Source organism: Bhargavaea ullalensis (assembly GCF_042432615.1).
Taxonomy (GTDB): Bacteria; Bacillota; Bacilli; order Bacillales_A; family Planococcaceae; genus Bhargavaea; species Bhargavaea ullalensis.
The window spans coordinates 360391-384664 of record NZ_JBHLWY010000042.1 but is presented as its reverse complement, the minus strand read 5'-3'; the positions used below and the strand labels follow the sequence as shown (position 1 = coordinate 384664).

The 24274-nt window shown below is 55.3% G+C and carries 24 protein-coding genes; 15 read left to right on the top strand and 9 right to left on the bottom strand.

Features of this window, described 5'->3' with window-relative positions; all coding sequences use genetic code 11:
• Positions 1-287 precede the first annotated feature (287 nt).
• The 6 genes from ACFFIY_RS11985 to ACFFIY_RS11960 all read left to right on the top strand — a co-directional run bounded on the left by ACFFIY_RS11985 (position 288) and on the right by ACFFIY_RS11960 (position 7500).
• Positions 288-2024: a carbon starvation CstA family protein gene (locus ACFFIY_RS11985; RefSeq protein ID WP_354194859.1), complete on the top strand. Its 1737-nt coding sequence runs from the start codon at positions 288-290 to the stop codon at positions 2022-2024.
• Between the two features lie 66 nt (positions 2025-2090).
• On the top strand, positions 2091-2354 hold the full coding sequence (locus tag ACFFIY_RS11980) for a cory-CC-star protein (RefSeq protein ID WP_354194861.1): 264 nt from the start codon (positions 2091-2093) through the stop codon (positions 2352-2354).
• Positions 2355-2371: 17 nt separating this feature from the next.
• Positions 2372-3328 carry an ArsA family ATPase gene (locus ACFFIY_RS11975; protein WP_354194863.1) on the top strand — a complete coding sequence of 319 codons (957 nt, stop codon included), beginning with the start codon at positions 2372-2374 and terminating at the stop codon, positions 3326-3328.
• Positions 3309-4295 (top strand): zinc-binding dehydrogenase, encoded by a 987-nt coding sequence (locus ACFFIY_RS11970; protein ID WP_354194865.1) that lies wholly within the window; start codon positions 3309-3311, stop codon positions 4293-4295. Before ACFFIY_RS11975 ends, ACFFIY_RS11970 begins: the two co-directional genes overlap by 20 nt.
• A gap of 284 nt (positions 4296-4579) precedes the next feature.
• On the top strand, positions 4580-5149 hold the full coding sequence (locus ACFFIY_RS11965) for a TetR/AcrR family transcriptional regulator (protein WP_354194867.1): 570 nt from the start codon (positions 4580-4582) through the stop codon (positions 5147-5149).
• 164 nt (positions 5150-5313) lie between these two features.
• On the top strand, positions 5314-7500 hold the full coding sequence (locus ACFFIY_RS11960) for a YhgE/Pip family protein (protein ID WP_354194869.1): 2187 nt from the start codon (positions 5314-5316) through the stop codon (positions 7498-7500).
• A gap of 35 nt (positions 7501-7535) precedes the next feature.
• Here the strand turns inward: ACFFIY_RS11960 and ACFFIY_RS11955 are convergent, their stop codons facing one another.
• The 4 genes from ACFFIY_RS11955 to desA all read right to left on the bottom strand — a co-directional run bounded on the left by ACFFIY_RS11955 (position 7536) and on the right by desA (position 11042).
• Positions 7536-8078, bottom strand: a complete 543-nt coding sequence (locus tag ACFFIY_RS11955) for a DUF421 domain-containing protein (RefSeq protein ID WP_354194871.1) — start codon at positions 8076-8078, stop codon at positions 7536-7538.
• Between the two features lie 63 nt (positions 8079-8141).
• Positions 8142-8747, bottom strand: coding sequence for a response regulator (locus tag ACFFIY_RS11950; RefSeq protein WP_354194873.1), 606 nt, complete (start codon positions 8745-8747; stop codon positions 8142-8144).
• Positions 8744-9880, bottom strand: coding sequence for a sensor histidine kinase (locus tag ACFFIY_RS11945; protein ID WP_354194875.1), 1137 nt, complete (start codon positions 9878-9880; stop codon positions 8744-8746). Before ACFFIY_RS11945 ends, ACFFIY_RS11950 begins: the two co-directional genes overlap by 4 nt.
• Before the next feature lie 100 nt (positions 9881-9980).
• The gene (desA, locus tag ACFFIY_RS11940) at positions 9981-11042 is read right to left on the bottom strand and encodes a Delta(5) desaturase DesA (protein ID WP_354194877.1); all 1062 of its coding nucleotides are present in this window, start codon (positions 11040-11042) and stop codon (positions 9981-9983) included.
• Between the two features lie 228 nt (positions 11043-11270).
• Between desA and ACFFIY_RS11935 the strand changes: the two genes are divergently transcribed.
• The 4 genes from ACFFIY_RS11935 to ACFFIY_RS11920 all read left to right on the top strand — a co-directional run bounded on the left by ACFFIY_RS11935 (position 11271) and on the right by ACFFIY_RS11920 (position 14443).
• Positions 11271-12218 carry a threonine ammonia-lyase gene (locus ACFFIY_RS11935; protein ID WP_354194879.1) on the top strand — a complete coding sequence of 316 codons (948 nt, stop codon included), beginning with the start codon at positions 11271-11273 and terminating at the stop codon, positions 12216-12218.
• A gap of 136 nt (positions 12219-12354) precedes the next feature.
• Positions 12355-13626, top strand: coding sequence for an acetyl-CoA hydrolase/transferase family protein (locus ACFFIY_RS11930; RefSeq protein ID WP_354194881.1), 1272 nt, complete (start codon positions 12355-12357; stop codon positions 13624-13626).
• A gap of 22 nt (positions 13627-13648) precedes the next feature.
• Complete coding sequence (locus tag ACFFIY_RS11925) at positions 13649-13996, top strand: ASCH domain-containing protein (RefSeq protein WP_354194883.1); 348 nt, start codon at positions 13649-13651, stop codon at positions 13994-13996.
• A 6-nt stretch (positions 13997-14002) separates the two neighbouring features.
• Complete coding sequence (locus ACFFIY_RS11920) at positions 14003-14443, top strand: hypothetical protein (protein WP_354194885.1); 441 nt, start codon at positions 14003-14005, stop codon at positions 14441-14443.
• Between the two features lie 47 nt (positions 14444-14490).
• Here ACFFIY_RS11920 and ACFFIY_RS11915 read toward each other — a convergent pair whose 3' ends face one another.
• The 5 genes from ACFFIY_RS11915 to ACFFIY_RS11895 all read right to left on the bottom strand — a co-directional run bounded on the left by ACFFIY_RS11915 (position 14491) and on the right by ACFFIY_RS11895 (position 19787).
• Positions 14491-15111 carry a hypothetical protein gene (locus ACFFIY_RS11915; RefSeq protein ID WP_354194887.1) on the bottom strand — a complete coding sequence of 207 codons (621 nt, stop codon included), beginning with the start codon at positions 15109-15111 and terminating at the stop codon, positions 14491-14493.
• A 151-nt stretch (positions 15112-15262) separates the two neighbouring features.
• Complete coding sequence (locus tag ACFFIY_RS11910; RefSeq protein WP_354194889.1) at positions 15263-16261, bottom strand: inorganic phosphate transporter; 999 nt, start codon at positions 16259-16261, stop codon at positions 15263-15265.
• A 19-nt stretch (positions 16262-16280) separates the two neighbouring features.
• A complete protein-coding gene (locus ACFFIY_RS11905) occupies positions 16281-16901 on the bottom strand; it encodes a DUF47 domain-containing protein (protein ID WP_354194891.1) in 621 nt (206 codons plus the stop codon).
• A gap of 191 nt (positions 16902-17092) precedes the next feature.
• Entirely contained in the window at positions 17093-18790 is a 1698-nt protein-coding gene (locus ACFFIY_RS11900; RefSeq protein ID WP_354194893.1) for a M3 family oligoendopeptidase, read from the bottom strand.
• 169 nt (positions 18791-18959) lie between these two features.
• Complete coding sequence (locus ACFFIY_RS11895; protein WP_354194895.1) at positions 18960-19787, bottom strand: STAS domain-containing protein; 828 nt, start codon at positions 19785-19787, stop codon at positions 18960-18962.
• A 225-nt stretch (positions 19788-20012) separates the two neighbouring features.
• On the opposite strand from ACFFIY_RS11895, the gene ACFFIY_RS11890 reads away from it, so the two are divergent.
• The 5 genes from ACFFIY_RS11890 to ACFFIY_RS11870 all read left to right on the top strand — a co-directional run bounded on the left by ACFFIY_RS11890 (position 20013) and on the right by ACFFIY_RS11870 (position 24121).
• The gene (locus tag ACFFIY_RS11890; RefSeq protein ID WP_354194897.1) at positions 20013-21002 is read left to right on the top strand and encodes an NAD(P)/FAD-dependent oxidoreductase; all 990 of its coding nucleotides are present in this window, start codon (positions 20013-20015) and stop codon (positions 21000-21002) included.
• The gene (locus tag ACFFIY_RS11885) at positions 20999-21295 is read left to right on the top strand and encodes a hypothetical protein (protein ID WP_354194899.1); all 297 of its coding nucleotides are present in this window, start codon (positions 20999-21001) and stop codon (positions 21293-21295) included. Before ACFFIY_RS11890 ends, ACFFIY_RS11885 begins: the two co-directional genes overlap by 4 nt.
• Before the next feature lie 128 nt (positions 21296-21423).
• Complete coding sequence (gene trhO, locus ACFFIY_RS11880) at positions 21424-22383, top strand: oxygen-dependent tRNA uridine(34) hydroxylase TrhO (RefSeq protein WP_354194901.1); 960 nt, start codon at positions 21424-21426, stop codon at positions 22381-22383.
• Between the two features lie 146 nt (positions 22384-22529).
• Complete coding sequence (locus ACFFIY_RS11875; RefSeq protein ID WP_354194903.1) at positions 22530-23345, top strand: DUF368 domain-containing protein; 816 nt, start codon at positions 22530-22532, stop codon at positions 23343-23345.
• Positions 23346-23446: 101 nt separating this feature from the next.
• Positions 23447-24121, top strand: coding sequence for an SOS response-associated peptidase (locus tag ACFFIY_RS11870; RefSeq protein WP_354194905.1), 675 nt, complete (start codon positions 23447-23449; stop codon positions 24119-24121).
• The last annotated feature ends 153 nt before the right edge of the window (positions 24122-24274 follow it).

Here is a 24274-nt window from a genome sequence, read left to right as displayed (position 1 = left end):
AAGAAGGAGGCGAAAAACGATTTGTTTTTCGCCTCCTTCTTCATTTTAGGGACTTATCGGACAGCCTCGTTTTTTCTTTGCCCGCTTCCTGACATCCACCAAAATAGGACGAAAGGACCACACACTTCTGCTCATTTCTTTGATAACATAGAATTAATAGAAAGTTTAAATAAGTCGGCTGCTGTTACATATATATCTTAGGAACGGACAATGGTCCGCAGCCGGTTTTGATTGAAAGGAGGGCAGGGGAAGGGAGAAATCGATACTAAGACAAGGGGGTTGTCAAATTGAATGCAATCTTGGTTGCAGTGATCGGCATGGTCGTCTTTGCACTTGGTTATCGTTATTATTCCAAATATGTGGCTGAACGGATTTTCAGACTGGACCCGAACTACGTGACGCCGTCTCACAAATACAAAGACGGCGTCGACTTCGTCCCGACAAACAAGTTTGTGCTGTGGGGTCACCACTTCACGTCGGTCGCCGGGGCGGCCCCGATCCTCGGACCGGCCATCGCCGTCTACTGGGGCTGGCTGCCTGCTTTTCTCTGGGTCGTGCTCGGTACCGTTTTTGCAGCGGGCGTGCATGATTTCGGAACTTTGGCGCTGTCCGTCCGCAACAAGGGACAGTCGGTCGGGACAATTGCGGACCGGCTCATCGGCCAACGGGCAAAAATCCTGTTCCTCTTCATCATTCTGATCCTGGTGCTCATGGTCAACGCCGTCTTCGCCTGGGTCATCTCCAACCTGTTCATCAAATATCCGGCGAGCGTGCTGCCCATCTTCATCCAGATCCCGCTTGCGGTCTGGATCGGATATGCGGTGTACAAACGCCAGAAAAAAATGCTCGTGCCATCGCTCATCGCGCTCGCCGTCATGTACGGCGCCGCTATACTGGCGAGCCAGTTCAGCTGGCTGCAGGTTGACCTTGTCGGCATGATGGGCGGAGAAACGGGGTCCGGCCTGTTCGGCATGGGAGCTGTGTCGACGGCATTCCTCATCTGGATCGTCATCCTGATGGTGTATGTGTACATCGCCTCGACGCTTCCGGTGTGGAAACTGCTCCAGCCGAGGGATTTCATCAACTCCCACCAGCTGGTCGTCGGGCTCGGCATCCTGTACCTCGGACTGATTTTCACGAACCCGACGATCACAGCACCGGCAACGAACGCCACGACGGACGTTTCCTGGTTCCCTCTGCTCTTCATCACGGTTGCCTGCGGAGCGATTTCCGGATTCCACGGACTCGTTTCCTCCGGTACTTCTGCGAAACAGCTTGACAAGGAAACGGACGCACGGTTCGTCGGTTATCTCGGAGCGGTCGGCGAAGGGGTGCTGGCGCTTATATCCATCTTGGCGGTCGTGACGCTCTTCCCAAGCGCCGCCGCATTCAAGACGGCGTACAGTTCCTTCGGCGCGGCAAACGCCGGAGGGCTCGGGAACTTCGTCGAAGGAGCCTCACTGCTGGCCGGAGGCATCGGACTGCCGGCAAGCATCGCCACGACGATCGTTTCCATCATCATCATTTCGTTTGCGGCTACGACACTTGACTCGTCGGTCCGCCTCATGCGCTACATTATCGCGGAGCTCGGCATGGAATATAAAATGCCGGTACTCGCAAAAGCGCATGTGGCCACTTCGGTTGCAGTGCTTTCAAGCGCGGCGCTCGTGCTCATACCGAAAGGACCGAACGGTTTTGGTTCCGGCGGATATCTGCTGTGGCCGCTTTTCGGAACGGCCAACCAGCTTCTTGCAGGGATCAGCCTCATGCTGATCGCAGTCTGGCTCAAGCGGCTTGGAAGGAACTATGTGGTCGCCATCGTCCCGATGATCTTCCTGCTCTTTATGACGCTCATTGCCATGTTCCAGCAGGTTTTCTTCCAGTGGGCCTGGTGGGGAACGGAGTCCAACATGCTGCTGTTCGTCTTCGGAGCCATTATCTTCGTGTTTGCGGTCTGGATCATCCTGACAGCGTTCAGCGTGCTCACGAAGGGCATCCAGCCGAAACTGCCGCTTGAGGACTGAGAAGTCGGGGCCGTTCTTCGGAAGGGCCCCTTCTCTTATTTAACAGGTGCTGCGAGGAGGGGAAACATGAACATTACAGAAAAGCTGAAGGCGCTGATCCGGTATTACGAAGAAGTGATCAGCCTGCCGCACCGTCGCGAAATCGCTGCGGAGCTGAGGGAAGAGGACGATCTGTTCCTGCTTCTGCTTTATTCGGAAATGGTCGGCATCCCGAACCCTGCCTACTATTACACGCTGGAATTGTATCCGTACATGCTCGAAAAGTTCCATGACTGGCATTTGCGGATGGGCATGGACAAATCACCGCTGTCGGGCATCCGCTGCTGCTGAGAAAGGAAGGGGAAGAGATGGAGGCACTGGAAAAGGAAATCATTTTCGTCGGCGGCAAGGGCGGCGTCGGAAAATCCACTTCTGCAGCCGCGATTGCGATGCGGTGTGCGGCTGAAGGACACCGGACCTTGCTCGTTTCGACGGACCCCGCGCACAACATCGGCGACATATTCGGCAGGAAGCTCGGCGGACGGATCACCGAAGTCGCAGACGGGTTGCATGCGCTCGAGATTGATCCCGAGCAGGAAACGGAAGCGTATATCCAGACCGTGAAGGATAATCTGAAAGGCAGCGTCCACGCCGGCATGGCGGCCGAAGTGAACCGCCAGCTGGATACCGCCAAGGCTTCGCCAGGCGCAGATGAGGCCGCCCTGTTCGACAAGCTCGTCACCATCCTGCTGGAAGAACGGGACAAGTTCGGACGGATCGTGTTTGACACGGCGCCGACGGGCCATACGATCCGCCTGCTCAGCCTGCCGGAACTGATGGGTGTCTGGATCAGCGGTCTGCTGGAGAAGCGGAAAAAGACGAACGAGAATTACTCGGCGCTCCTCAATGACGGTGAACCGGTGGAAGATCCGATCTATGATGTGCTGAGGGAGCGCCAGAGCCGCTTTTCGCGCGTACGGGAGATTTTGCTCGACAACCGGAAGACAGGATTCATTTTCGTCCTGAACCCCGAACGCCTGCCGATCCTGGAGACGGAAAAGGCGGTCGGTCTGCTCGGAAAGTACGGTCTGAAAGTGAAGACACTCATTGTGAATAAAGTGCTGCCGGACGAAGCGGACGGGGAGTTCCTGAGAGAACGGCGGCGCATTGAGCAGCAATATCTTTCTCAGATTGACGGGATATTCAAGAAACAGGAAGTGATCCGGGTGCCGCTGTTCCCGAGGGACATCGCCACATTCGAGGATCTGGAAGCATTCAGCAAATATTTCAAGGCAGGTGGCCGCAATGAAAGCGTTCGTGTATGAATATGGAGAATGGAAACTAAAAGACATGCCGGATCCGAAACCGGGACCCGGTGAAGTGGTGGTGGCTCTGAAAACCGCAGGGCTCAACCGCCGGGACCTTTATATCCCCGCAAGGCGCGGGGATGACAAGGAAGCGGTCGTCATCGGCTCGGACGGGGCCGGGATCGTGGAGTCGGCCGGCGAAGGCGTGGCCGGCATCAAGGAAGGCGATGAAGTCATCATCAACCCCGCGCTCCGGTGGTATGAGCAATCCGCGGCTCCTCCCGAGGAGTTCGACATTCTCGGCATGCCGGACAACGGCACGATGGCGGAGAAAATTGTGATATCCGCTGAACAAATCGAGCCGAAGCCGGAGCATCTTTCATGGGAAGAGGCGGGTGTCCTGGCGCTGGCTGCCATGACCGGCTACCGGGCGTTGGTCACCCGGGGCCGTCTGAAGGCGGGCGAGACGGTGTTCATCCCGGGAGCGGGAAGCGGCGTGGCGACTTACCTGATCCAGTTCGCGAAGGCGCTCGGCGCGCGTGTGATCGTCACTTCCCGGAGCGAGGAAAAGCGGAGGCTTGCACTGAAAACAGGTGCCGACCGGGCCCTGGAAACCGGGGAAGACTGGCAGGCGGCGCTTTCCGGAGAAACGGTGGATCTCGTCATCGACAGCGTGGGCGAAGCAACGTTCAGCCGCTCCTTCTCCGTCTTGAAGAAGGGCGGCCGGTTCGTGACATTCGGCGCCACGACGGACGACCGGGTGGACTTTGATCTGAGGACATTCTTCTATGGGCAATATGATCTGCTCGGTTCCACAATGGGCAGCAGAGAAGAACTCCGCGACCTTCTCCGGCTGATGAAGGAAAAAGGCATCCGACCGGTCATCGATTCGTCTTTTCCGCTTTCGCGGGTGGAGGACGCCATGACATTGCTTTCGGACAGTACTCAGTTCGGCAAGATCGCCATCCGGATCACCGGCGTGTAAATGAAAGAAAACCCGTACTGCCCGTTCCTGCCATCCGGCGGCGGGCAGTTTTTCTGTTGCAGGACCCGGCCCTGCATTTTTATCTTTGGTCTTTTTTCAGGGGCCGGTTGCTTTTATAACGCCGGGAGGGTACAATGTAAAACGGATTGACCGAAATTGTTTTACGGTCATTGAGCTTGAATGCGGCAATCCCGCGCATTGCCGAACAAGCAGGCACTTGTCCGGGTCTTGCCGGAATGCAGGATGCCCGCCGGTTCTGTACCTTATCTGAAAGGAGTGAAGGGATGGACAGAAGAAAAGAAATCATCCTGGCTGCCACCCGCTCGTTTTCGATGTTCGGCTACAAGGCAACCACGATGGATCAGGTCGCAAAAATTGCCAAAGTCGGGAAAGGGACGATCTACACCTTTTTTTCAAATAAGGAAGAACTGTTCCAGGAGATTGTCAGATCGACGATCCGGGAAATGCGGTCAGAGGCACAGGCGGCGATCAATCCGGACGAGCCGTTTCGCATCAAGGCACATCTTGCGCTCATGAAAATGCTCGAATTCCGGGAACAGCACGCACTGCTCGGCAAGCTGATCGAAGAGGAAAAGGAAATCCGGACTCAGGCGGTCCAGGAAATGTTGTTTGAAGTGGAAGAGGAAATCGTCGGGTTCATCGCGGCAAAGCTGAAGATGGCCATTGACCGGGGCGAGGTCCGCAAATGCGACCCTGAACTGGTCGCCTACATGCTGTTCAAATCGTATGTGGCATTCGTCATCGAGTGGCCAGAAACACGCGGCGAGCCGCTCTCGGAACAAACCATCGCCGATTTGTTCAATGAAACCCTGTTCCGCGGATTGCTCGCCTGACGGCGGCAATCCGCCTTTATCGGCCCTCATTGACCAAACGATTAGAATGGTCAACTGGTATCGGGGAGGCCGGTGAATGGGCCTCCTGCACCACAGTCCTATTTTTTTATTCGGAAGTGACCATTTGACTTTAATGGTCATTCATCCAGACGGAGGTAGAAAAAATGCTAAAAGGGGAATTGAAAAACATCCTGCACAACCGGAAAATGCTGATCGCGATCATCGCGGTCCTGCTCGTGCCGGTTCTCTATGCAGGCATGCTACTGTGGGCTTTCTGGGATCCGTATGACCGGTTGTCCGACTTGCCGGTTGCGATCGTCAACGACGACAATGGCGCCGACTATGAAGGACGCCAGCTCGACATCGGTGCTGAAGTGACGGACAAGCTCATGGAGAGCAAAGAATTCGAATTCATCGAAATGACCCGGGAGAAAGGCGAAAAGGCGCTCGACGGCCACGACGTCTACATGCTGATCGAATTCCCGTCGAACTTCTCGGAACATGCGACAACGCTGCTCGACGACAACCCGGAAAAACTGGCGATCGAATACCGGCCGAATGAAGGAATGAACTTCCTGTCCGGCCAGATCGGCGAAACGGCAATGGAAAAGATCCGCGCCGAAGTGAACGAGCAGATTGTTTCCGTTTATTCGGAGCAGCTGTTTGATGCCATTGCCGAAATGGGCGACGGCTTCGGAGACGCGGCAGACGGAGCGGGCCAACTTGAAGACGGGGCGAAAGAACTCCACAACGGAGCTTCCGATCTCAAAGGCTACCTGGAACAGCTTGCAGGCGGATCGCTTACGCTCGTGGACGGAACCGACCGGCTCGTTTCCGGTACCGCCGAAGCTGCCAAGGGAGCAGGAAAGCTTGATCAGGGCCTGTCGTCGCTTTCCAACGGTGCAGGCAAGCTGCGGACCGGCGCCAATGATGCGGCAAACGGGGCTGCGGCACTGAAAAGCGGTGTCCAGGAATATAGTGCAAGCGTCGCGAAGCTGAAAGACGGAATCGCGGCCGCAAACGCCAAGGATGGCGACCTCATTGCCGCACTCGGTGAGCTGAAGGCGGGGGCCGACCGTGTCGACGGTTCGGTAGGCCAGCTTGAAAACGGCGCCGGCCAGGTCCAGCAGGGCATCGAAGCGCTTGCCGGGCAGCTCGGTCCGGTGCTTCAGATGCTGCCGCCCGACCAGCAGGCGCAGCTGAACGGCGCACTTGAACAGCTCAAGGAGGGAAGCGGCTCGGTCACCGCAGGTCTGTCTTCGCTCGGACAGGGGACCGGCAGCCTGGCAGGAGGTCTCGGTGAAGCCCAAAGCGGCGCCGGCCAATTGGCCGAAGCCCGTAAGCAGATCCTGGCGGGCGCTTCGGAGCTGGACGGATCTTCCGCCAAGCTCATCGAGGGAGCATCCGCGCTTGCTGCCGGGAACGCACAGCTTGCAAGCGGTGCCGGAGAACTCGACTCCGGCATCAAATCAGCCAAGGAAGGCAGCCGGACACTTGCATCCGGTCTCGGATCCCTTCAGGAGGGATCCGGACAGCTGAAGGCCGGTACGAGCGAGCTTGCACAAAAATCAGGCGAGCTGGCATCGGGCTCCGGCAAACTCGTTTCGGGAACGGAGGAACTGGCTGCCGGTTCCGGGACGCTCCGCGAGAAACTTTCCGAAGCTCATGACACGGCCGGCGAAGTGAAGGCCGACGACCGCACGATCGACATGGCTTCCGCACCGGTCGATGTTGAAAAAACGAGCGTCGACCATGTTCCGAACTACGGAACCGGCTTTACGCCGTACTTCCTTTCGCTCGGACTGTTTGTCGGCGCACTGCTCATCACCATCGTCTTCCCGCTCGTTGAACCGGCCGTCAAGCCGGTGAACGGCTGGCGATGGGCGGGCAGCAAGGTCGCCATACTTGCTGTTGTCGGACTCATCCAGGCACTTGCCGCCGTGGCGGTCGTCATCATGGCGCTCGGCCTCGATGCGGTCGAACCGGGCTGGCTCATCCTTTCGGCGGTCATCACGAGCTACACGTTCCTGGCGATCATCCAATTCCTCGTGTCGTCGTTGGGCGATCCGGGGCGGTTCGTCGCCATTGTCCTGCTTGTCCTGCAGCTGACGACCAGCGCAGGCACTTTCCCGCTGGAACTCATTCCGGAACCGCTTCAGTGGCTCAATGCAGGCCTGCCGATGACTTATTCGGTACAGGCGTTCAAGGCGGCGATCTCATCGGGCAACGCGGAACTGGCCCTGTTCAACAACGGGATCCTGCTGGCCTTCATGGCCGGCTTCCTCATTCTGACCTTCACGTACTTCACAGTCCTGTTCAAGCGCCGCTATTCCAAACTTGCGGAAGCCTGACCCCGGGAAATCTGAGCACAAAAAATCGTCCGGTCTCATTGAGAACCGGACGATTTCTCATTATGAATCGGGATGCCCTTCACATTTTGCAGGGCATCCTCATTTTGTTTGTCTGATTTTTGAATGACTGATAAATCACCGTTTGTTTCCAGGACGACTGCCATCACCCCATCCATGGAAGCGATCCCTTTTTCCCGGACATTTTGGAGAATCTCGGATTTATCGATCCTCGCATGCTCCATCTGTTCCTTCAGAAAGCTTCCATGGTAGAATACGGCTACCGGTGAAGCCTTAACAAGACGCTTGACAGGATCAAAACGAACAGTCAGCCAGGAAACCGCATACTGCAGTGAAAGCATCAGACCGATTGCAGTCATTCCTGTGGCAAGCGACAAAGTTTTATCAAGAAGGATCGTTGCAAAAACGGAGCCAAGGCCGATTGTGACTACGAAGTCAAATATGTTCATCTTGGATAAGGTCCGTTTTCCGCTTATTCTCATGAAGGCGATCAGCAAAATATAGGTAAGGGTTCCGACGAGAAGAATCCGCCCTATTTCAGACCAACTGCCAAAAAGCATTCGCTCACTCCTTTGCGACATCCCTCTTAATACCCGGACAATGCCGGCGGGAAACTGAAGTCATCACTTTCCGCGCAGCCAGCCGTTTTCCCGGAACCGGGCGATCGCTTCGATCCGGTTGCCGACGCCGAGCTTGTCGAGAATGACGGAAATATAGTTGCGGACCGTTCCGTTGGTGAGGAACAATTCTTTTGCGATTTCTTTTGTTTCCTTGCCTTCGGCGATGAGTTCCAGCACCTGGGTTTCTCTTTCCGTCAGCGGATTCGGCGGGCTGAATGCCAGGTCCACAAGTTCCGGCGAATACATCCTGCGGCCGCCCATGATGGCGCGGATGGCATCGGCCAGTTCATCGCTCGGACTGTCTTTGAGCAGATAGCCGTCCACACCGGCATTCCGGGCTCTTTCGAAGTAGCCCGCCCTTGCAAAAGTCGTGAGGATGATGATTTTGACGGGGAGCTCCTTCAGCTGTTCGGCGGCGTCCAGGCCGCTCAGTACCGGCATCTCTATGTCCATGATGCAGATATCGGGTTTCAGCTGTCTGACCAGCCGGACCGCTTCCGCTCCGTCCGACGCCAGACCTGCCACTTCCAGGTCATCCTCCAGGTCAAGCAGTGAACCGAGTGCGCCGAGCAGCATCTTCTGATCTTCCGCAATGACAATCCGGATCATGCCGTCACCTCGTTTTTGTTCTGGATGATATTAGGGATGCGGACCGTCAATTCAGTGCCCGTGCCTTCCTTTGCAGGCCCGATCGACAGCCGTCCGTTGACAAACTCCATCCGTTCTTCCATGCCGCGCAGACCGTTCCCGCGGACAAAAGGTTCGCGGGCGCCGTTGCCGTCGTCGGCGACGGTCAGGCGGGTCTCCATCTCGTTTTTCTCAAGCCGGATCATGCAGGTGTCCGCACCGCTGTGCCGGACGACGTTGGTCACCGCTTCCATGAGGCACATGCCAAGCACGTCGTCGATGTACGGGGACGGGTTAATCTGTTCGGTAGTTCCGTCGATTGTCAGGCGGATTCCGGCAGCTTCCAGCATCCGGGCGGTTTTCTGGAGCTCCTCTGTCAGACTCGTTCCCCGCATGCCGCTCACGAGATCCCGGACTTCCTTGAGTGCCGTCCTGGCGGTGCGGCGGACATCCAGCATCTCCTCCTGCGCCCTCGACGGGTCTTTTTGTGCCAGCTTGGAGGCCAGATCGCTTTTCAGGCCGATGAGCGACAGCTTCTGACCGAGCGTGTCATGCAAATCGCGTGCGATCCGTTGCCTCTCTTCCTGGACGATCAGATCTGCAATGATTCGGTTTGCATCTTCCAGCTTTTCCTCAAGCACTTCCCGTTGATGACGGGTGTAGGCATTGAACGGAATGAGCAGGACACCGACTTCCGTCATGATGAGAAACGGATACTGGGACACGAAGATCTCCGGCTCCGTGAAGATGACGAGAACAAGCGCGGAAGCAGACACCGCCGTGTTGATGCCGTAATAGATGAAAAAGGGGACCCGTTTTCGGATATTGCCGATCTGCAACGCGACAAACAGGAAAAAATAGATGAACCCGAACGCCACCGTCATGGTGAAGCAGATCACGATTTCAATGCCGAGCCATGCGTACGATGCAGCGCCTTCGCGGTTGTTCGATGCCCGGTAGGAAACGAAGAAGAGGGCAAACAAACCGAGTCCCGAAGCGATTTCCACAATGGACATCGATCGGAAGATGAAAAAGAACGGCATAATGCAGAACAGGATCCATGCATAAATGTTGAACCATTTGTTCGTCGGATAGATCTGATACCATTTCTTCATTTTCCACAACATCCTTGCCGAACGGTTTTTCATTAGTATAACAGATGCCGTCCCTCCATATAAAAACCGGCCGCTCCCCTGTTCGGGAGCCGCCGGCTGCTTAATGTTCATGGCTGCCAAAGCCCGGGTTTCGCTTCGCGGACGGAAGCTGCCTCCGAACAGGCGCCCCCTGGCTTTCCCGCCACTCCCGGAATGTGACGAACTGCTTGTTCGCTTCGTCAAACAGCTTGAACTTCAGCGATTCCAGGCTTGTTTTCAGTGTGATGGTCGTCGCTTTCTGCAGGGGCGGCACGGACACATGGGCCGTTTCCAAATTATAGTTCGGCACTCTCGGGGCGAGGTGGTGGACATGGTGGTAGCCGATGTTGCCTGTCAGCCACTGGAGCAGCGGTGGCAGCTCATAATACGAACTGCCTTCGACGGCCGCCTTGACATAGTTCCATTCGGACTCCTCTTCAAAATAAGAGTCTTCGAACTGATGCTGTACGTAAAACAGCCAGATTCCGAGGACGGCGGCCGTGTACAGGACGGTGCCCTGGATGACGAGGAACGGCTGCCAGCCGATCGCGAGTATGGCACCTGAGTACAGGATGACGATCGCTGCATTGATCAGCCATGTGTTCCAGCGCTCTTTCGGCTTCGCGTCTTTCCGGTTGATGCGCCCGGAAACGAGCATAAGGAAGAGCGGGCCGAATCCAAACATGACGACCGGGTTGCGGTAAAGGCGGTAGCCGAGCCGTTGCATCGGAGTCGCTTCGTTGTACTCTTCGACGGTCATGACCCAGATGTCACCGGTTCCCCGTTTGTCCAGATTCCCGCTTGTTGCATGGTGGATGATATGCTCTCTTTTCCACTTTTCATAAGGGAATAGCGTGAGGATCCCGGTGATGTTGCCGAGAAGGTCATTGGCTTTTTTCTTTTTGAAGAACGAGCCGTGTGTGCAGTCGTGGAAGATGATGAACATCCTGACGAGGAATCCGGCGGCGATCACCGCCACGCCCGCTGCCAGCCACGGCGAGACGAAGTAGGCTGCATAGGCTATTCCCCATAAAATGAAAAACGGCGGAATTGTGTTCAAAATCTGCATGGTGCTTGCCCTGCGGTCGGACTGTTCATATGGTTTCACATTTTTTCTGAGCTGAATCGTTTTTTCCCGTTCCAATAGGGGTTCCTCCTCTTTGGTTCCATGCGGCTGTCCGCACTTCTTTCGCAAACATAAAAGGACTGCTTTCATCATAAAAAATCCCGGCGCTCCAAAACAGGCATACCTGTCAAAAAGTCGGCATGACATTTGTCATATGCAAGGGTGTGAATCATTCTGCCGGGAGAAACAATTGCCCGGAAAGTAGTAGAATGAAAGCAGTACGGAAAGGGAAGAGGAGGAGTGGGAATGATTGAATTGGGTCAAATCAGGACGGCTGCGGAAAAGATCGGGGGAATGATCCACCGCACGCCGGTCCTGACTTCGGAGCGGCTCGGCCGGATTGCCGGCTGCCGGGTGCACCTGAAGGCGGAGCACCTTCAGAAAACAGGCTCGTTCAAAATACGCGGCGCCTCATTCAAGATCCTCCAGGCTGTGGAGGAAGGGGCGGTGCATGCAGTTGCCGCATCATCGGGGAACCACGGACAGGCGGTTGCCCGTGCAGCGGCTATGATGGGCTTGAGGGCGACCATCGTTGTTCCGGAAGATGCCTCGCCTGCAAAAATCGCGGCGATCAAAGCTTACGGTGGACAGGTCGTGAAATGCGGCCGGACATCCGCCGAGCGGATTCCCGAAGCGGTGAGGATAGCGCACGAAGAAGGAGGCGTATTCATTCCGCCTTACGATGACGAGTTCATCATGGCAGGGCAGGGGACGGCCGGGCTGGAGCTTGTGGAGCAGGTTCCAAGCCTTGATGCCGTCTTTGTTCCGGTCGGCGGCGGGGGGCTGCTCGCCGGCGTGCTGTCCGCCGTCAGGCAGCTCAGGCCCGGTGTCCGGGTGTATGGCGTCGAACCGGAAAGTGCGGATGATACGCGGCGTTCATTGGCTGCCGGTGAACGCGTCTCAATCGGCCCTTCTGCCACGATTGCGGACGGCCTGCGGACAAGCATTCCCGGTGAACTGACTTTCCCGATTTTAAAATCGGAACTGGACGGCCTCATTACGGTGAGCGACAGTGCGATCCGGGATTCGATGGCCATCCTGTTTGAAGCCACAAAGCAGGTGGTTGAGCCGTCGGGGGCGACTGCGCTTGCCGGTCTTTTGTCGGAAAATGCACATGGTCCGGGGAAAGAGGCGGTCGTGATCTTGTCTGGGGGCAACATTGCACCTGCTGATTACGCACGGCTGATACGCTGAAGCTTTTCCAACTCACTTGTTGTCATGGAACGTTCAAAAAACGGCGGTCTGTTTTATGAACCGGGCAACTATTGGTTCAGTCGGAGCCGCGCATATGGTAAAGTTTGATCACACGGATTGAATGGAGTGTTGTATGATGACCAGACGACTGTCCGACGGAGAATTCCTTTCTCTGATCGGCCCTCAGGCCGACCTGATCGTCCCCATTGCCAACGGGGAGCCGGTCCGGCTGCTGGATCTTCTCGAAGAGCATGCGGAAGAGCTCGATGGCGTCCGAATCCACCAGATGCATGCGCTCCGCGAACGGGCCTATATCAACGGCGAGTTTCCGGGCAAGCTGTCCCACGTTTCATATTTCTTGAGTTCCGCCACACGCAGGGCCTACTGGAACGGGACGATCGAACTTGTCCCGAACAACTTCTCGGATGTCCCGTATCTGCTGAGCCGGACGACGAAGCGTTCACTTGTGATGGCGGTTGCCTCGCCGATGGATCAACACGGATACTTTTCCCTCGGAACGAATGCCGACTATGTGGCCGAGTTCATCGGTCATGTCCCGTTCGTGCTTGAAGTGAACCGGCATATGCCGAGGACATTCGGGCGGAATCAGATCCACATCAGCCAGATCGCCGGCTTTATCGAACACGATGCTCCGCTCACCGAAGCGGTCTCTCCGCCGGTCGGCGAAAAGGACCGGCGCATTGCAGAATATGTCGTGAACCGCATCGATAACGGGGATACGCTTCAGGTCGGGATCGGGGCCATCCCAAACGCCGTCATGGGGATGCTGAAGGATTATCGCCACCTTGGAATCCATACTGAAATGCTGACAAGCAGCATCGTGGATCTGTATCAGGCCGGAGCCATCGACGGTACAAGAAAAAAGACGAACCCCGGGAAAATCGTCGGCACGTTCGCACTCGGGACCCAGAAACTGTATGACTTTCTCGACAACAATCCGGGCGTCGAATTTTTGCCCGTCCACATTGTGAACAATCCGCATGCCATTTCAATGGAAGACCATATGGTATCCATCAATGCCTCAACTGAAATTGACCTGTATGGCCAGGCGGCATCCGAAACGGTGGCCGGGAAGTACTACTCGCTCAGCGGAGGCCAGGCGGACTTCGCCAACGGCATCCGGTTCTCAAAGTACGGGAAAGGGTTCATCTGTCTTCATTCAACTGCGAAGGAAGGCACAATTTCCCGCATCCGCTTGAATCTGAGCCCCGGTTCTGTTGTGACGACATCCAAAAACTCGGTCGGAAGCGTTGTGACCGAGTACGGGATTGCCGACTTGTACGGGCAGCCGTTCTCCGAGCGCGCCAGGCGCCTGATTGCCATCGCCCACCCGAAATTCCGTGAAGAACTTGAATTTGAAGCCAGGAAAGCCGGCTTCTTTACGTGAGTAAGCAAAAGGAGAGAGAGAGATGAAGCGGTTTTCAAAAGAAGAATTGCCGCCGAAAACGTGTTCGGTCGAACGGCTTGTGACCAATCCGGCGGATGTCCAAAATGTGATTGATGGCAAAAAAACGGCAACGCGGCGCAACGGCCGCTATGCGGATCCCGGCGAAGTGATGGAACTGGACGGAGGCTCTTTTGAAGTCACGGACGTCTATATCCAGACGCTCGGCGAAATGACGGAAGAAGATGCCCGTTCAGAAGGCTACGAGGGCCTGGAAGACTATAAAAATGCCATCATCTCCTTTCATCCCGGGATGAAATGGGTGCCGAAAATGGAAGTCTGGGTACACGAATTCCGCCCGGTCGCCGAATGACGGAAGATGGGAAGCCTTTATTTTTCCTCGGTATTATTCTTCCATGTTTTCAGCGCGGCGCTTTCCATCGGCCCGTTTTTTGTTCTTGTCCCTCTGATCAGGAAGATGCGGATTTCAGACGAGCGGCTGCTTGACGAGCAATTGTCGGTGTTCAGATCGGCGGTCCGCCTGGTGAAGCATGCCGGCCATGTGCTCGTCGCCACGGGCGTGCTGCTCATGTTCAAAGGGTATCCATGGTCGACCTCCTGGGTTGTCATGACGATCGTGGTGATGTTCGCCTCAATCTTCTTTTTGGCACGTGCATTCAAGCCGGTGCTCGCCGGACTTTCCGCCAGGGCGGGGGACCGGCAGGCGCTCATCACCGTGCTGAACAAGAAGCTCTGGACCTATATCATCCTGTTGTTGATCATGCTTTGGTTTATGGTGGCCAAGCCGAATCTGTGGTGAAATGGAAAAGGCCGGGATCCGAACTTCGGATTCCGGCCTTTTTAACGTTATTTCTGATTTGCACTCACCGCATAGTTGCCTTTGAAACCGGCGAAGTCTGCATTGTAATGAAGGGCATCGAATTGCTCTTTCAACTTTTTGAGCGCAGGCTGTGCGCCATTTTCATCAAGTGCCTTGCTCATGTCGCCGGTCAGCGTAAGTACGCGGGAACGTGCGCTCGACAGCGTCGTGTTGTACTTTTCTTGCGGATCTTCCATGTAGCTGTTCAGGTAATCGCGGTAGATGCCGATATTTTTATTGGTTTCGTCAGTGAGCCCGGCAATCTCTTTTTCTTCCTCGGACTTGCCGCTCAATTTAAAGTCTGCTGAGAAGTCCTCAAAGTTCTTGATGGCTTCCTTGACGGCTTCCTCGTCCTTCAGTTCTCCGTTTTCCAGCACGTTTTCCACGTTTTCATCGAGGACGGCAAGTGTGTCGGCAGTTTCGCTCATATACACGCTCGTGTCGAGCAGGAAGTCCTTCGAATAGGCTTCCGGCGCATCGACTTCCGCCGCTTTTTTGTAGTCTGCAGACTGAAGATAGACGTTGTCGATGTCTTCCGCGCTCTTCGTTCCGCAGGCACCGAGCAGCAGTGCGGACGCCGCAGTGACGACCAACCATTTTTTGAACATGAAAATTCCCCCTGTGTTTCGTTTTCCGAACAATTCTGTCCGTCCGAAAATTATAATAGAGCAAACAGAGGGAAAATAAAAGAAAAACTCATTCGGAAACCGAAGTTCCAATGTTCTCGGAAAACACAACATTCAGGTTCCGGGCGGGAGATCAGAAAACGAGGTCCAGCAAATAGTAGATGCCCGCAGCCATGATGCCGACGATCGGCATCGTGATGATCCAGGTGATGACGATCTTCCGGGCGACGCCCCATTTCACGCCTCTGATGCGCTGTGCGGATCCGACGCCCATGATGGAGGAGGAGATGACGTGCGTCGTGCTGACCGGCAGATGGATTAGCGTGGCCCCAAAAATGACGGTCGCGGAAGCAAGGTCTGCAGCGGCGCCGTTGACCGGACGGAGCTTCATGATCTTTCCGCCGACGGTCTTGATGATTTTGTAGCCGCCGATGGAGGTTCCAAGCCCCATTGCAGTCGCTGCGGCGATCCGGACCCACAACTGAATGTCATCAGAGGACTGCCAGCCGGCGGCGATCAAGGCCATTGTCATGATACCCATCGTTTTTTGCGCATCGTTCGTCCCGTGGGTGAACGACTGGATGGCAGCCGTGCCGATCTGCAGGATGCGGATCCGCCGGTTGGTCGTGGAAAGCGTGGACTTGCGGAAAATGAACTTGAACAGCGTCATGACCAGAAAGCCCATTGCGATTGCGATGATGGGAGAGAAGATCAGTGCCTGGATGATTTTAAGGAATCCGCTGTAGTTGAGGATTCCGAATCCTGCCGCCATGATGGCGGCCCCCGCAATGGCTCCGATGATTGCATGGGATGAACTGGACGGGATCCCGAAATACCAGGTGACCAGATTCCAGATGATCGCCGCGATGAGAGCGGCAAGGATGACCAGCTCCCCGTTGCCGAGCGCGAACGGGTCGACGATGTCTTTCGTGATCGCCTTGGCCACGCCCGTGAACGTGATGGCCCCGATGAAGTTCATGACGGCCGCCATGAGGACGGCGACCCTCGGCGGCAGAGCACGGGTCGAAACGGATGTGGCGATCGCATTCGCCGTATCGTGGAATCCGTTGATAAAGTCGAATCCGAGCGCGAAGACGACGATTAAGGCAGTGAGAACAAACAGCATGTCCATGTATTAAATCTCCAATCGTTTAGGCATTGCGCATGATGATGGTTTCAATCGTGTTGGCCACGTTTTGGCATTCATCCGCAATGTCTTCAAGCTGTTCGTATATGTCTTTGAACTGGATGATGCGGATCGGATCCTTTTCATGCAGGAACAGTTCTTTGATGGAAGCCCGGAGCACTTCATCACATTTGCTTTCGTAGTCTTTGATCTTGATGGCGTGCTCGCGCATGGCGGCGAGTTTCTTGTCTTCCAGCTTGTCCATCGCCTTCACGATTTCATCCGTACTGAGCGTGATGTAGTGAATGAACGTATTCATGGCATCATCGGATTCAGTCAAGGCGAACATGTCGAAGTGGGCGATGCATTCTTCGATGCCGTCCAGGACATTATCCATGCTGTTTCCGAGTGCCAGGATGTCTTCCCGCTCGATCGGGGTCATGAAAGACTTATTCAGCATGACGATCAGCTCATGGATCAGATCGTCCCCGTCTGTCTCATACTTTTTCATCGTTGTGCTGATCTCCTCGAGATCCGCCTTGGAACGGATACGGGCATCTTTTGCGTAATGCATCGCTTCCTGGACATTCACGGAAATTTTGGCGAGCGATTCGAAAAACGGGTCTGTTTTTTTACGGCTGAACATGAAATCCCTCCTGATTGCGTGAATCCATCACACTTAAAGGATTTTAACACTTATACCCGTTATTGAGGAGAATTAATAATCGCCAAAAAGGAATAAATTGAAAAGCAAACGGCAGTTTCCCGAGACGGGAAACTGCCGTTTGCTGCTTTTGTATGACCGGAAAGCGGCGTCCGGCCGACTTGCATATGGGGTCAGAGCGCCTGGTCATCCACCGCGTCCAGCCATTCCTTGACCGGACCGCTCACGGACTCGACGCATCCGTCAGCGAACGGGGAAGTGAGCCCCGCATCCGCAACGAGCTCAAGAAACGGCTTGGAACCGCCGAGCCGGCAGAGGCGCATGTAGTCCTGCCAGGTGGAGTCACGGTCTTCGCGGGACCGTTTCCAGAACTGGAGTGCGCAAACTTGTGCGAGGCAGTAGTCGATGTAGTAGAACGGCACCTCGTAAATATGCGACTGGCGCTGCCAGAAACCGCCGGATTCAAGAAACGGAATGCCGCCGTAGTCCCGGTGCGGCAAGTAAGCCTGCTCCAGCTCCTTCCAAGTTTGATTGCGCTCTTCCGGCGTCATTTCCGGATTTTCATAAACTCTCTGCTGGAACTCATCCACGGCCACGCCGTACGGCAGGAACAGCAGCGCGGAGCTCAGGTGGATGAACTTGTACTTCTCCGTCCCTTCCTTGAAGAACAGTTCCATCCAAGGCCATGTCAGGAATTCCATGCTCATCGAATGGATCTCCGCCGCTTCCGTCGTCGGCCAGATATACTCGGGCACCCCGATGTTCCGGCTGGAGAACACCTGGAAGGCGTGGCCGGCCTCGTGGGTGAGGACATCGATGTCATGCGAGGTTCCATTGAAGTTCGAGAAGATGAACGGGGACTGGTAATTGTCGATGAATGTGCAGTACCCGCCGCCTTCTTTTCCTTTTTTCGCTTCAAGGTCCATCAGTTCATGATTCCGCATGAACTGGAAGAACTCCGCGGTTTCAGGCGACAGTTCCCCATACATTTTCCTGCCGTTTTCAATGATCCACTCCGGCGGGCCGGCCGGGGCCGCGTTGCCGTTCGTGAAGTTCAGGCCTTCATCATAATAACGGAAATCATCGACGCCGATCCTCTTCGCCTGTCGTTCGATCAGCTCCGTCGCAATCGGGACGATGTGCTCCTTCACCTGTCTGCGGAAATTTTCCACCATGCTGCGGTCGTAGCCGATCCGGTTCATCCGCAGAAAGCCGACTTCGACAAAGTCTTTGAAGCCGAGCGTCTTGGCGATTTCATCGCGGGTTTTCACGAGCCGGTCATAGATTTCATCAAACCGTTCGCGGTGGCCGCCGTAAAAACCGAAAGTGGCCTCCACGGCTTTTTTTCGGACTTCCCGGTCAGTGGACTGTGTGTAGGGGACGAGTTGTGCCAGCGTCAGCGTCTTTTTGTCAAATCCGATTTGCGCGGAGGCGACCAGCTTGGAGTATTCCGAGCTGAGCCTGTTCTCCTGTTGCAGGAGCGGAATGATTGCGGGAGAAAATGAGCGGATCTTCTGATCGGCGATTGCAAACAGCTGGCTGCCCCAGCGGGACTCCAGTTCATCACGGAACCGGCTGCCCACGATCGCTTTGTAATACTCGGTGTTCAGCTCGTCGAATTCCGGTCCGATTTCGTCAAAGTAATCCCGTTCTTTCTGGTAATATTCATCGTTCGTGTCGACCGAAGCCCGGATGTAGACCAGGTTCTCCTGTGTGGAATAGTCCTCCGACAGCCGGTTCAGCTCTTCGATGACGACGTTTTGATCTTCGGCGGTGCCGGCTTTTTCAAATCGGTCCAACAGGCTGCGCCACTGCTGCTTGAGCGCATCCAGATCCGGCCTTGTGTACTTGTAATCACTGAATGTCACCAATTGAACTTCCTCCTTGTGCAGACGCCGCGATAATGCGCCTGCATCTTTTCAAAATCGTCCTTCATTTCCCATTCTTCATGATTCAGCCGGCATTTTCAATGCCCTTTCAAAATAAAATACGGAAATAAAAAAAGGCCCCGTTCGCAGAGCGAAGGAGCGGCCGGATTTTTCAGCTGTAAATTTCCAGGGCGTCCATGAGCGTGGACTGGGTTCTGGTTTCTTTGAAGTCGATTCCGAGCTGGACGGCAGTCTGGGCAATTTCGGGACGGATGCCCGAAAGCACCGTGTCGACGCCGATCAGGCGCAGGGCGTCAATCAGCTGGAACAGCTGATGGGCGACCATCGTGTCGACAATCGGAACTGCCGAAAGGTCGATGAACAGCTGGTCAAGTTTTTGCCGGGATGCCTGGTCGAGCGTCGTTTCCAGAATGACTTTTGCCCGGTAGGTGTCGATGTCGCCGACAATCGGCAGGATTCCGATGCCTCGCTTCACCGGAATGACCGGTGAACTGAGCTCAGTGATCATTTTCTGCTGGGATGCGAGAATGTGCTTATGGGCTTCCTCATAATGGCGGGCAAAGTTTTCGGAGATGTAGGCGAATGCATCGTTGACGAGATTGCTCCAGTAGAAGGCGTCTTCAATCGTGAAGTCTTCTTTTTCCGAGAGGATGAAGTCTTTGACGAAGTTCCAGTAGGCGGCCCGGATGATCCGGAACTGGGCGATCGTTTCTTCGATGCTGATGCCGTTTTTGACCCAGTCTGAAGCGACGGATTCCGCCCATCCGTTGATATGTAATTTGAATGCCCGTTCGTTTTCGATGAAAAGGGAAGAGACCGCTTCGATGAGCGCATTGTGCTGCCGGCGCAGCTTCTCTTCATCCTCGATGTTGAACGCATAGGATTGTCCGTCGCCAGCACTGGAATCGATCCACCGACGTGCAAGTTCATCTTTGTTTGCCATCATATGGTCATAGATTTCCTGCTGTTGTTTCCCCACTATATGACAACCTTTCTTCTATGTATTGTGGCGCTGATTGCGCCGCCGATTTACCGCCTGCTGAAATGCCGCCCCTACATTGTAGCCCACTACCCGATGCGGATGCACGGGAAACGTCCGGGAACCGAAAGATAGGGCTTTGTATTTTCTATCCTTGCCGGTTGCGGTTATAATATTCACTGAAAAGAATTCTCGATTGGATTTATATATGAGGAGTTGACTTAATTGGTAAACGAAAACGACATTTTTGATATTACTATAGTAGGGGCCGGGCCGACCGGATTGTTTGCCTCTTTTTATGCGGGCATGCGCGAAATGAAAGTGAAAATCCTCGACAGCCTGCCGCAGCTTGGCGGGCAGCTGTCGGAACTGTATCCGGATAAATTCATCTACGACGTCGGCGGTTTCCCGAAAATCCTCGCGAAGGATCTTGTGGACAACCTGGCCGAGCAGGCGCAGTACGGGAAGCCGGAAATCTGCCTCGGGGAGACGGTGCTTGCGGCCAACCGGGACGGTGAACTGTTCGTCATCGAAACGGACCAGGGCGTCCACTATTCCCGGACAGTCCTGATCACGGCGGGCGTCGGTGCATTCCAGCCGCGTAAACTGAACGTGGAAGGCGCCGAATCATTTGAAGGCAAGAGTCTCCACTACGGCGTCAAGGATCTGTCCAGCTTCTCCGGCAATGAAGTCCTCGTCTGCGGAGGCGGCGACTCGGCGGTCGACTGGGCACTCATGCTCGAGCAGGTGGCCAAGAAAGTCACGCTTGTCCACCGCCGTGACCGGTTCACCGCCCACGAGACGAGTGTGACAAAACTCCATGACTCGACCGTGGAAGTCAAGACTTCCCATAACGTCAAGATTCTGCAGGGAGAAGAAGGCAAGCTCAACGAAGTCGTCCTCGTCGGCAAAGACGGCAGCGAGACGGAGCTTCACGCAGACCACGTGATCGTCAACTACGGCAACGTCTCTTCTCTCGGCCCGCTCAAGGAATGGGGACTGGAGATGGATAAAAACTCGATCATCGTCAACACGAAGATGGAGACGAACATCGAGGGCATTTATGCCGCAGGCGACGTAACGTCCTACGACGGGAAAGTGAAGCTCATCGCCGTCGGTCTCGGAGAAGCGCCGATCGCCGTCAACAACGCCAAGGCGTATCTGGATCCGAAATCCCGCGTCCAGCCGCTGCACAGCACGTCCGTATTCAAATGACGGGACGCGGCGAATGGGTGGACTCCATCCGGTATGTGAAAGTGAGGCGGCACATCCACTGGCTTGAACAAAAAACCGAGCGGCTGCTCTACGATCTCGCGCTCACCCGGACAGCCGTCGTTTCCCATGAGCGCACTTTCGGCGTAAACAAAGTGATCGACATGAGTTGCCGGCCGGTAACCGGGAACAGCTGGTTCCTGTACCTTCATACGGATGAAGGGCTGTTCGCATTCGAAACAGAGGAACACCCCGAGCCGTTCATCCGCAGCTACCAAAGCTTGAAGAATTGGTGAACCCTGCAGCCTGCCGGATATCCGGCAGGCTGTTTTCCATGTTTTTGACTATCCAGCTTGAATGAAATTTGTTATATTGGTGTGTAGCATTTTTTCAACTTAAAGGAGAAAGGGAATGGTGTCGGATTATGGGAAAATTCACACACAGAGTCCTGCTGTATTACAAATACGTGCCGATCGAGGATCCGGAGACGTTTGCGGAGGAGCACCTGGCTTTCTGCAGAGAGCTCGGGCTGAAAGGCCGGATCCTCGTCGGAGAAGAAGGCATCAACGGAACGTGCTCCGGCACGATTGAGCAAACGCAGGCTTATATGGATGCAATGCATGCAGACGAGCGCTTCAGCGATCTCGTCTTCAAAATAGATGAAACGGACAGACATGCGTTCAGGAAAATGCATGTCCGTGCGCGCAAAGAGATCGTCAATCTCAGCCTCGAGGAAGACATCGACCCGAACGAACTCACAGGCGAGTACCTTGAGCCTGCAGAGTTTCTTGAGGCGATGCAGGATGAAAACACGGTCGTTCTTGACGCGCGGAATGACTATGAATATGACCTCGGCCACTTCCGCGGCGCCATCCGTCCGGAAGTGGAAACGTTCCGCGATCTGCCGGAATGGGTCCAGGAAAACAGGGAAATGTTCGAAGGCAAGAGGATCCTGGCCTACTGCACCGGCGGAATCCGCTGTGAGAAGTTTACGGGCTGGCTGAAGCGTGAAGGTTTTGAGGACGTCGGCCATCTTCACGGCGGCATCGTCACTTACGGTAAAGACCCGGTCGCAAAAGGACAGCTGTGGGACGGGCAGTGCTACGTGTTCGATGAGCGCATCGCAGTTCCGGTCAACCAGGTCGAGCACGTCGTTGTCGGCCGCGACCACTTTGACGGCGAACCGTGCGAGCGGTACGTCAACTGCGCGAACCCGGAGTGCAACCGGAAGATCATCTGCTCCGAAGAAAACGAGCTGATCCACCGCCGGAGCTGCTCGGATGAATGCCGGGAGCACCCGCGTAACCGCTACTTCCTTGAAACCGGCTTGACCGAAGAGGAATGGCAAGAGAAAGTTGACCGCCTGACAACAGCGAAGAACTGAATGAACAGGAAGCCCTGTGCCGGGAGGCATGGGGCTTTCCGTCTTTCAGGGGAACTTTCAGTGAAAACCGGCGTCATAATGGGCTGGCAGACATGGTATACTGATTGTGGTTTTTTATTTGGAAGTCTGGAAGGATGGAAGCACTCATGCAATGGAAAAATATTTACCGCGGTCTCATGATGGGGATCAGCGACCTCATTCCGGGTGTGAGCGGGGGAACCGTCGCACTCATTCTTGGAATCTACGACAATCTGCTTAAAGCGATCAGCGGATTTTTCAGCAGGAACTGGAAAAAACAGCTCGGCTTTCTCGTGCCGCTCGGCATCGGCATCGGGGCTGCGCTCCTGCTGTTCAGCCGGCTGATTGATTACCTCCTGACGAACCATGTCGTGCCGACCCAGTTCTTTTTCATCGGGCTTGTGCTCGGCGTGCTGCCGTTCCTCGCCAGGGAATCGGGGATGAAGCGCAATTTCCGTCCGGTCCATTATGTGATCCTCGTCATCGTCGGCATCGCACTGGCCATGACGGCGTTCCTCAATCCGTCGGAAAGCGAACCGATCCGGGAACTGACCGGCTCCAAAGCGCTTTTCTTGTTCTTCTCGGGTTGGCTCGGCAGCATGGCGATGTTGCTTCCGGGGGTCAGCGGCTCGTTCGTCCTCCTGCTGCTCGGCGCCTACTCAACGGCAATCGCGGCTTTGTCAGACCTCAATCTGCCGATCATTGCCGTGATCGGCGCCGGTGTGGCCGTCGGGTTCATCATCAGCACCAAAGTCATCCACTTCCTGCTGAATTCCTTCCCTTCGGTCATGTACGCCGTCATCATCGGACTCATCGCCGGCTCGGTGTTCGTCATCTTCCCGGGTCTGCCCGCCGGCGCCGGCTCCATGATTGTAAGCCTCATCACTTTCCTGGCAGGCCTGATGCTGACGCTCTGGCTCGGACGAGTGGAGACAAAACAATAACGGGAAAGCCGGGCCGCCTCTATGCAGGTTGGTCCGGCTTTTGCATGTCTGGTGATGTTCCACCGACATTGTGGTAAGGTACGTGGAAAGGAGTTGGTCGCATGTGCGGAAGATTTACGTTGTACGTCGCATATTCGGATTTGATTGAACGGTTCGGTGCCGGATTCGCCATGCCCGAGTCCGACTACTCGGCAAGTTACAATGTCGCGCCTTCCCAGCAGGTGATCGCCGTCATCAACGACGGCGAACAGAACCGGCTCGGAAAACTGAAATGGGGCTTGATCCCCGGGTGGGCAAACGATCCAAAAATCGGGAACCGGCTGATCAATGCAAGGGCGGAAACGTTGGCCGACAAGCCAAGCTTCCGGACGGCCTTCCAAAAGCGCCGTTGCCTGATTCCTGCTGATTCCTTCTACGAGTGGAAGAAGACGGACGGCGAAAAAAAGCCGATGCGCATCCGGATGAAGAATGAAGACGTCTTCGGAATCGCCGGACTGTGGGAAACCTGGGTTTCACCGGAGGGCGGAAAGGTGCATACATGCACGGCCATCACCACCCGCCCCAATCCCCTGATGGCGGAAATCCACGACCGCATGCCGGTCATTCTGCCACGCGACAAAGAACAAGAATGGCTGGACCCCAATAACAGGGACACCGACTCACTCCGGAAGCTGCTGGTCCCGTTTGATGCCGATAAAATGGAAGCATACGAAGTTTCGCCTGAAGTCAACTCTCCGAAAAACAACGGACCGGCTTTGATCGTACCGTTTTGCTGAATTGCCTGAAATGAGTCGGTGAATGTCGGAATAGGGCTCGTGAATGTCCGACAAAAACCCACGTCCTGCCCCCCCCTTTTTCGCAAGAATTTATAGAATACGATTGAAAGGCCGGAAAAAGTTGGGTTTCCGGCTTGTTTATCGTTCCTTTTC

Excerpts from the sequence above, each read along its gene's own strand:
- ACFFIY_RS11970 (WP_354194865.1), top strand. The coding sequence starts at position 3,309 with ATGAAAGCGTTCGTGTATGAATATGGAGAATGGAAACTAAAAGACATG.
- ACFFIY_RS11885 (WP_354194899.1), top strand. The coding sequence starts at position 20,999 with ATGACGGGACGCGGCGAATGGGTGGACTCCATCCGGTATGTGAAAGTG.
- ACFFIY_RS11925 (WP_354194883.1), top strand. The coding sequence starts at position 13,649 with ATGAAGCGGTTTTCAAAAGAAGAATTGCCGCCGAAAACGTGTTCGGTC.
- ACFFIY_RS11945 (WP_354194875.1), bottom strand. The coding sequence starts at position 9,880 with ATGAAGAAATGGTATCAGATCTATCCGACGAACAAATGGTTCAACATT.
- ACFFIY_RS11910 (WP_354194889.1), bottom strand. The coding sequence starts at position 16,261 with ATGGACATGCTGTTTGTTCTCACTGCCTTAATCGTCGTCTTCGCGCTC.
- trhO (WP_354194901.1), top strand. The coding sequence starts at position 21,424 with ATGGGAAAATTCACACACAGAGTCCTGCTGTATTACAAATACGTGCCG.
- ACFFIY_RS11955 (WP_354194871.1), bottom strand. The coding sequence starts at position 8,078 with ATGCTTTTTGGCAGTTGGTCTGAAATAGGGCGGATTCTTCTCGTCGGA.
- ACFFIY_RS11870 (WP_354194905.1), top strand. The coding sequence starts at position 23,447 with ATGTGCGGAAGATTTACGTTGTACGTCGCATATTCGGATTTGATTGAA.
- ACFFIY_RS11875 (WP_354194903.1), top strand. The coding sequence starts at position 22,530 with ATGCAATGGAAAAATATTTACCGCGGTCTCATGATGGGGATCAGCGAC.
- ACFFIY_RS11905 (WP_354194891.1), bottom strand. The coding sequence starts at position 16,901 with ATGTTCAGCCGTAAAAAAACAGACCCGTTTTTCGAATCGCTCGCCAAA.
- ACFFIY_RS11930 (WP_354194881.1), top strand. The coding sequence starts at position 12,355 with ATGACCAGACGACTGTCCGACGGAGAATTCCTTTCTCTGATCGGCCCT.
- ACFFIY_RS11935 (WP_354194879.1), top strand. The coding sequence starts at position 11,271 with ATGATTGAATTGGGTCAAATCAGGACGGCTGCGGAAAAGATCGGGGGA.
- ACFFIY_RS11965 (WP_354194867.1), top strand. The coding sequence starts at position 4,580 with ATGGACAGAAGAAAAGAAATCATCCTGGCTGCCACCCGCTCGTTTTCG.
- ACFFIY_RS11960 (WP_354194869.1), top strand. The coding sequence starts at position 5,314 with ATGCTAAAAGGGGAATTGAAAAACATCCTGCACAACCGGAAAATGCTG.
- ACFFIY_RS11975 (WP_354194863.1), top strand. The coding sequence starts at position 2,372 with ATGGAGGCACTGGAAAAGGAAATCATTTTCGTCGGCGGCAAGGGCGGC.
- ACFFIY_RS11920 (WP_354194885.1), top strand. The coding sequence starts at position 14,003 with ATGGGAAGCCTTTATTTTTCCTCGGTATTATTCTTCCATGTTTTCAGC.
- ACFFIY_RS11950 (WP_354194873.1), bottom strand. The coding sequence starts at position 8,747 with ATGATCCGGATTGTCATTGCGGAAGATCAGAAGATGCTGCTCGGCGCA.
- ACFFIY_RS11915 (WP_354194887.1), bottom strand. The coding sequence starts at position 15,111 with ATGTTCAAAAAATGGTTGGTCGTCACTGCGGCGTCCGCACTGCTGCTC.
- ACFFIY_RS11980 (WP_354194861.1), top strand. The coding sequence starts at position 2,091 with ATGAACATTACAGAAAAGCTGAAGGCGCTGATCCGGTATTACGAAGAA.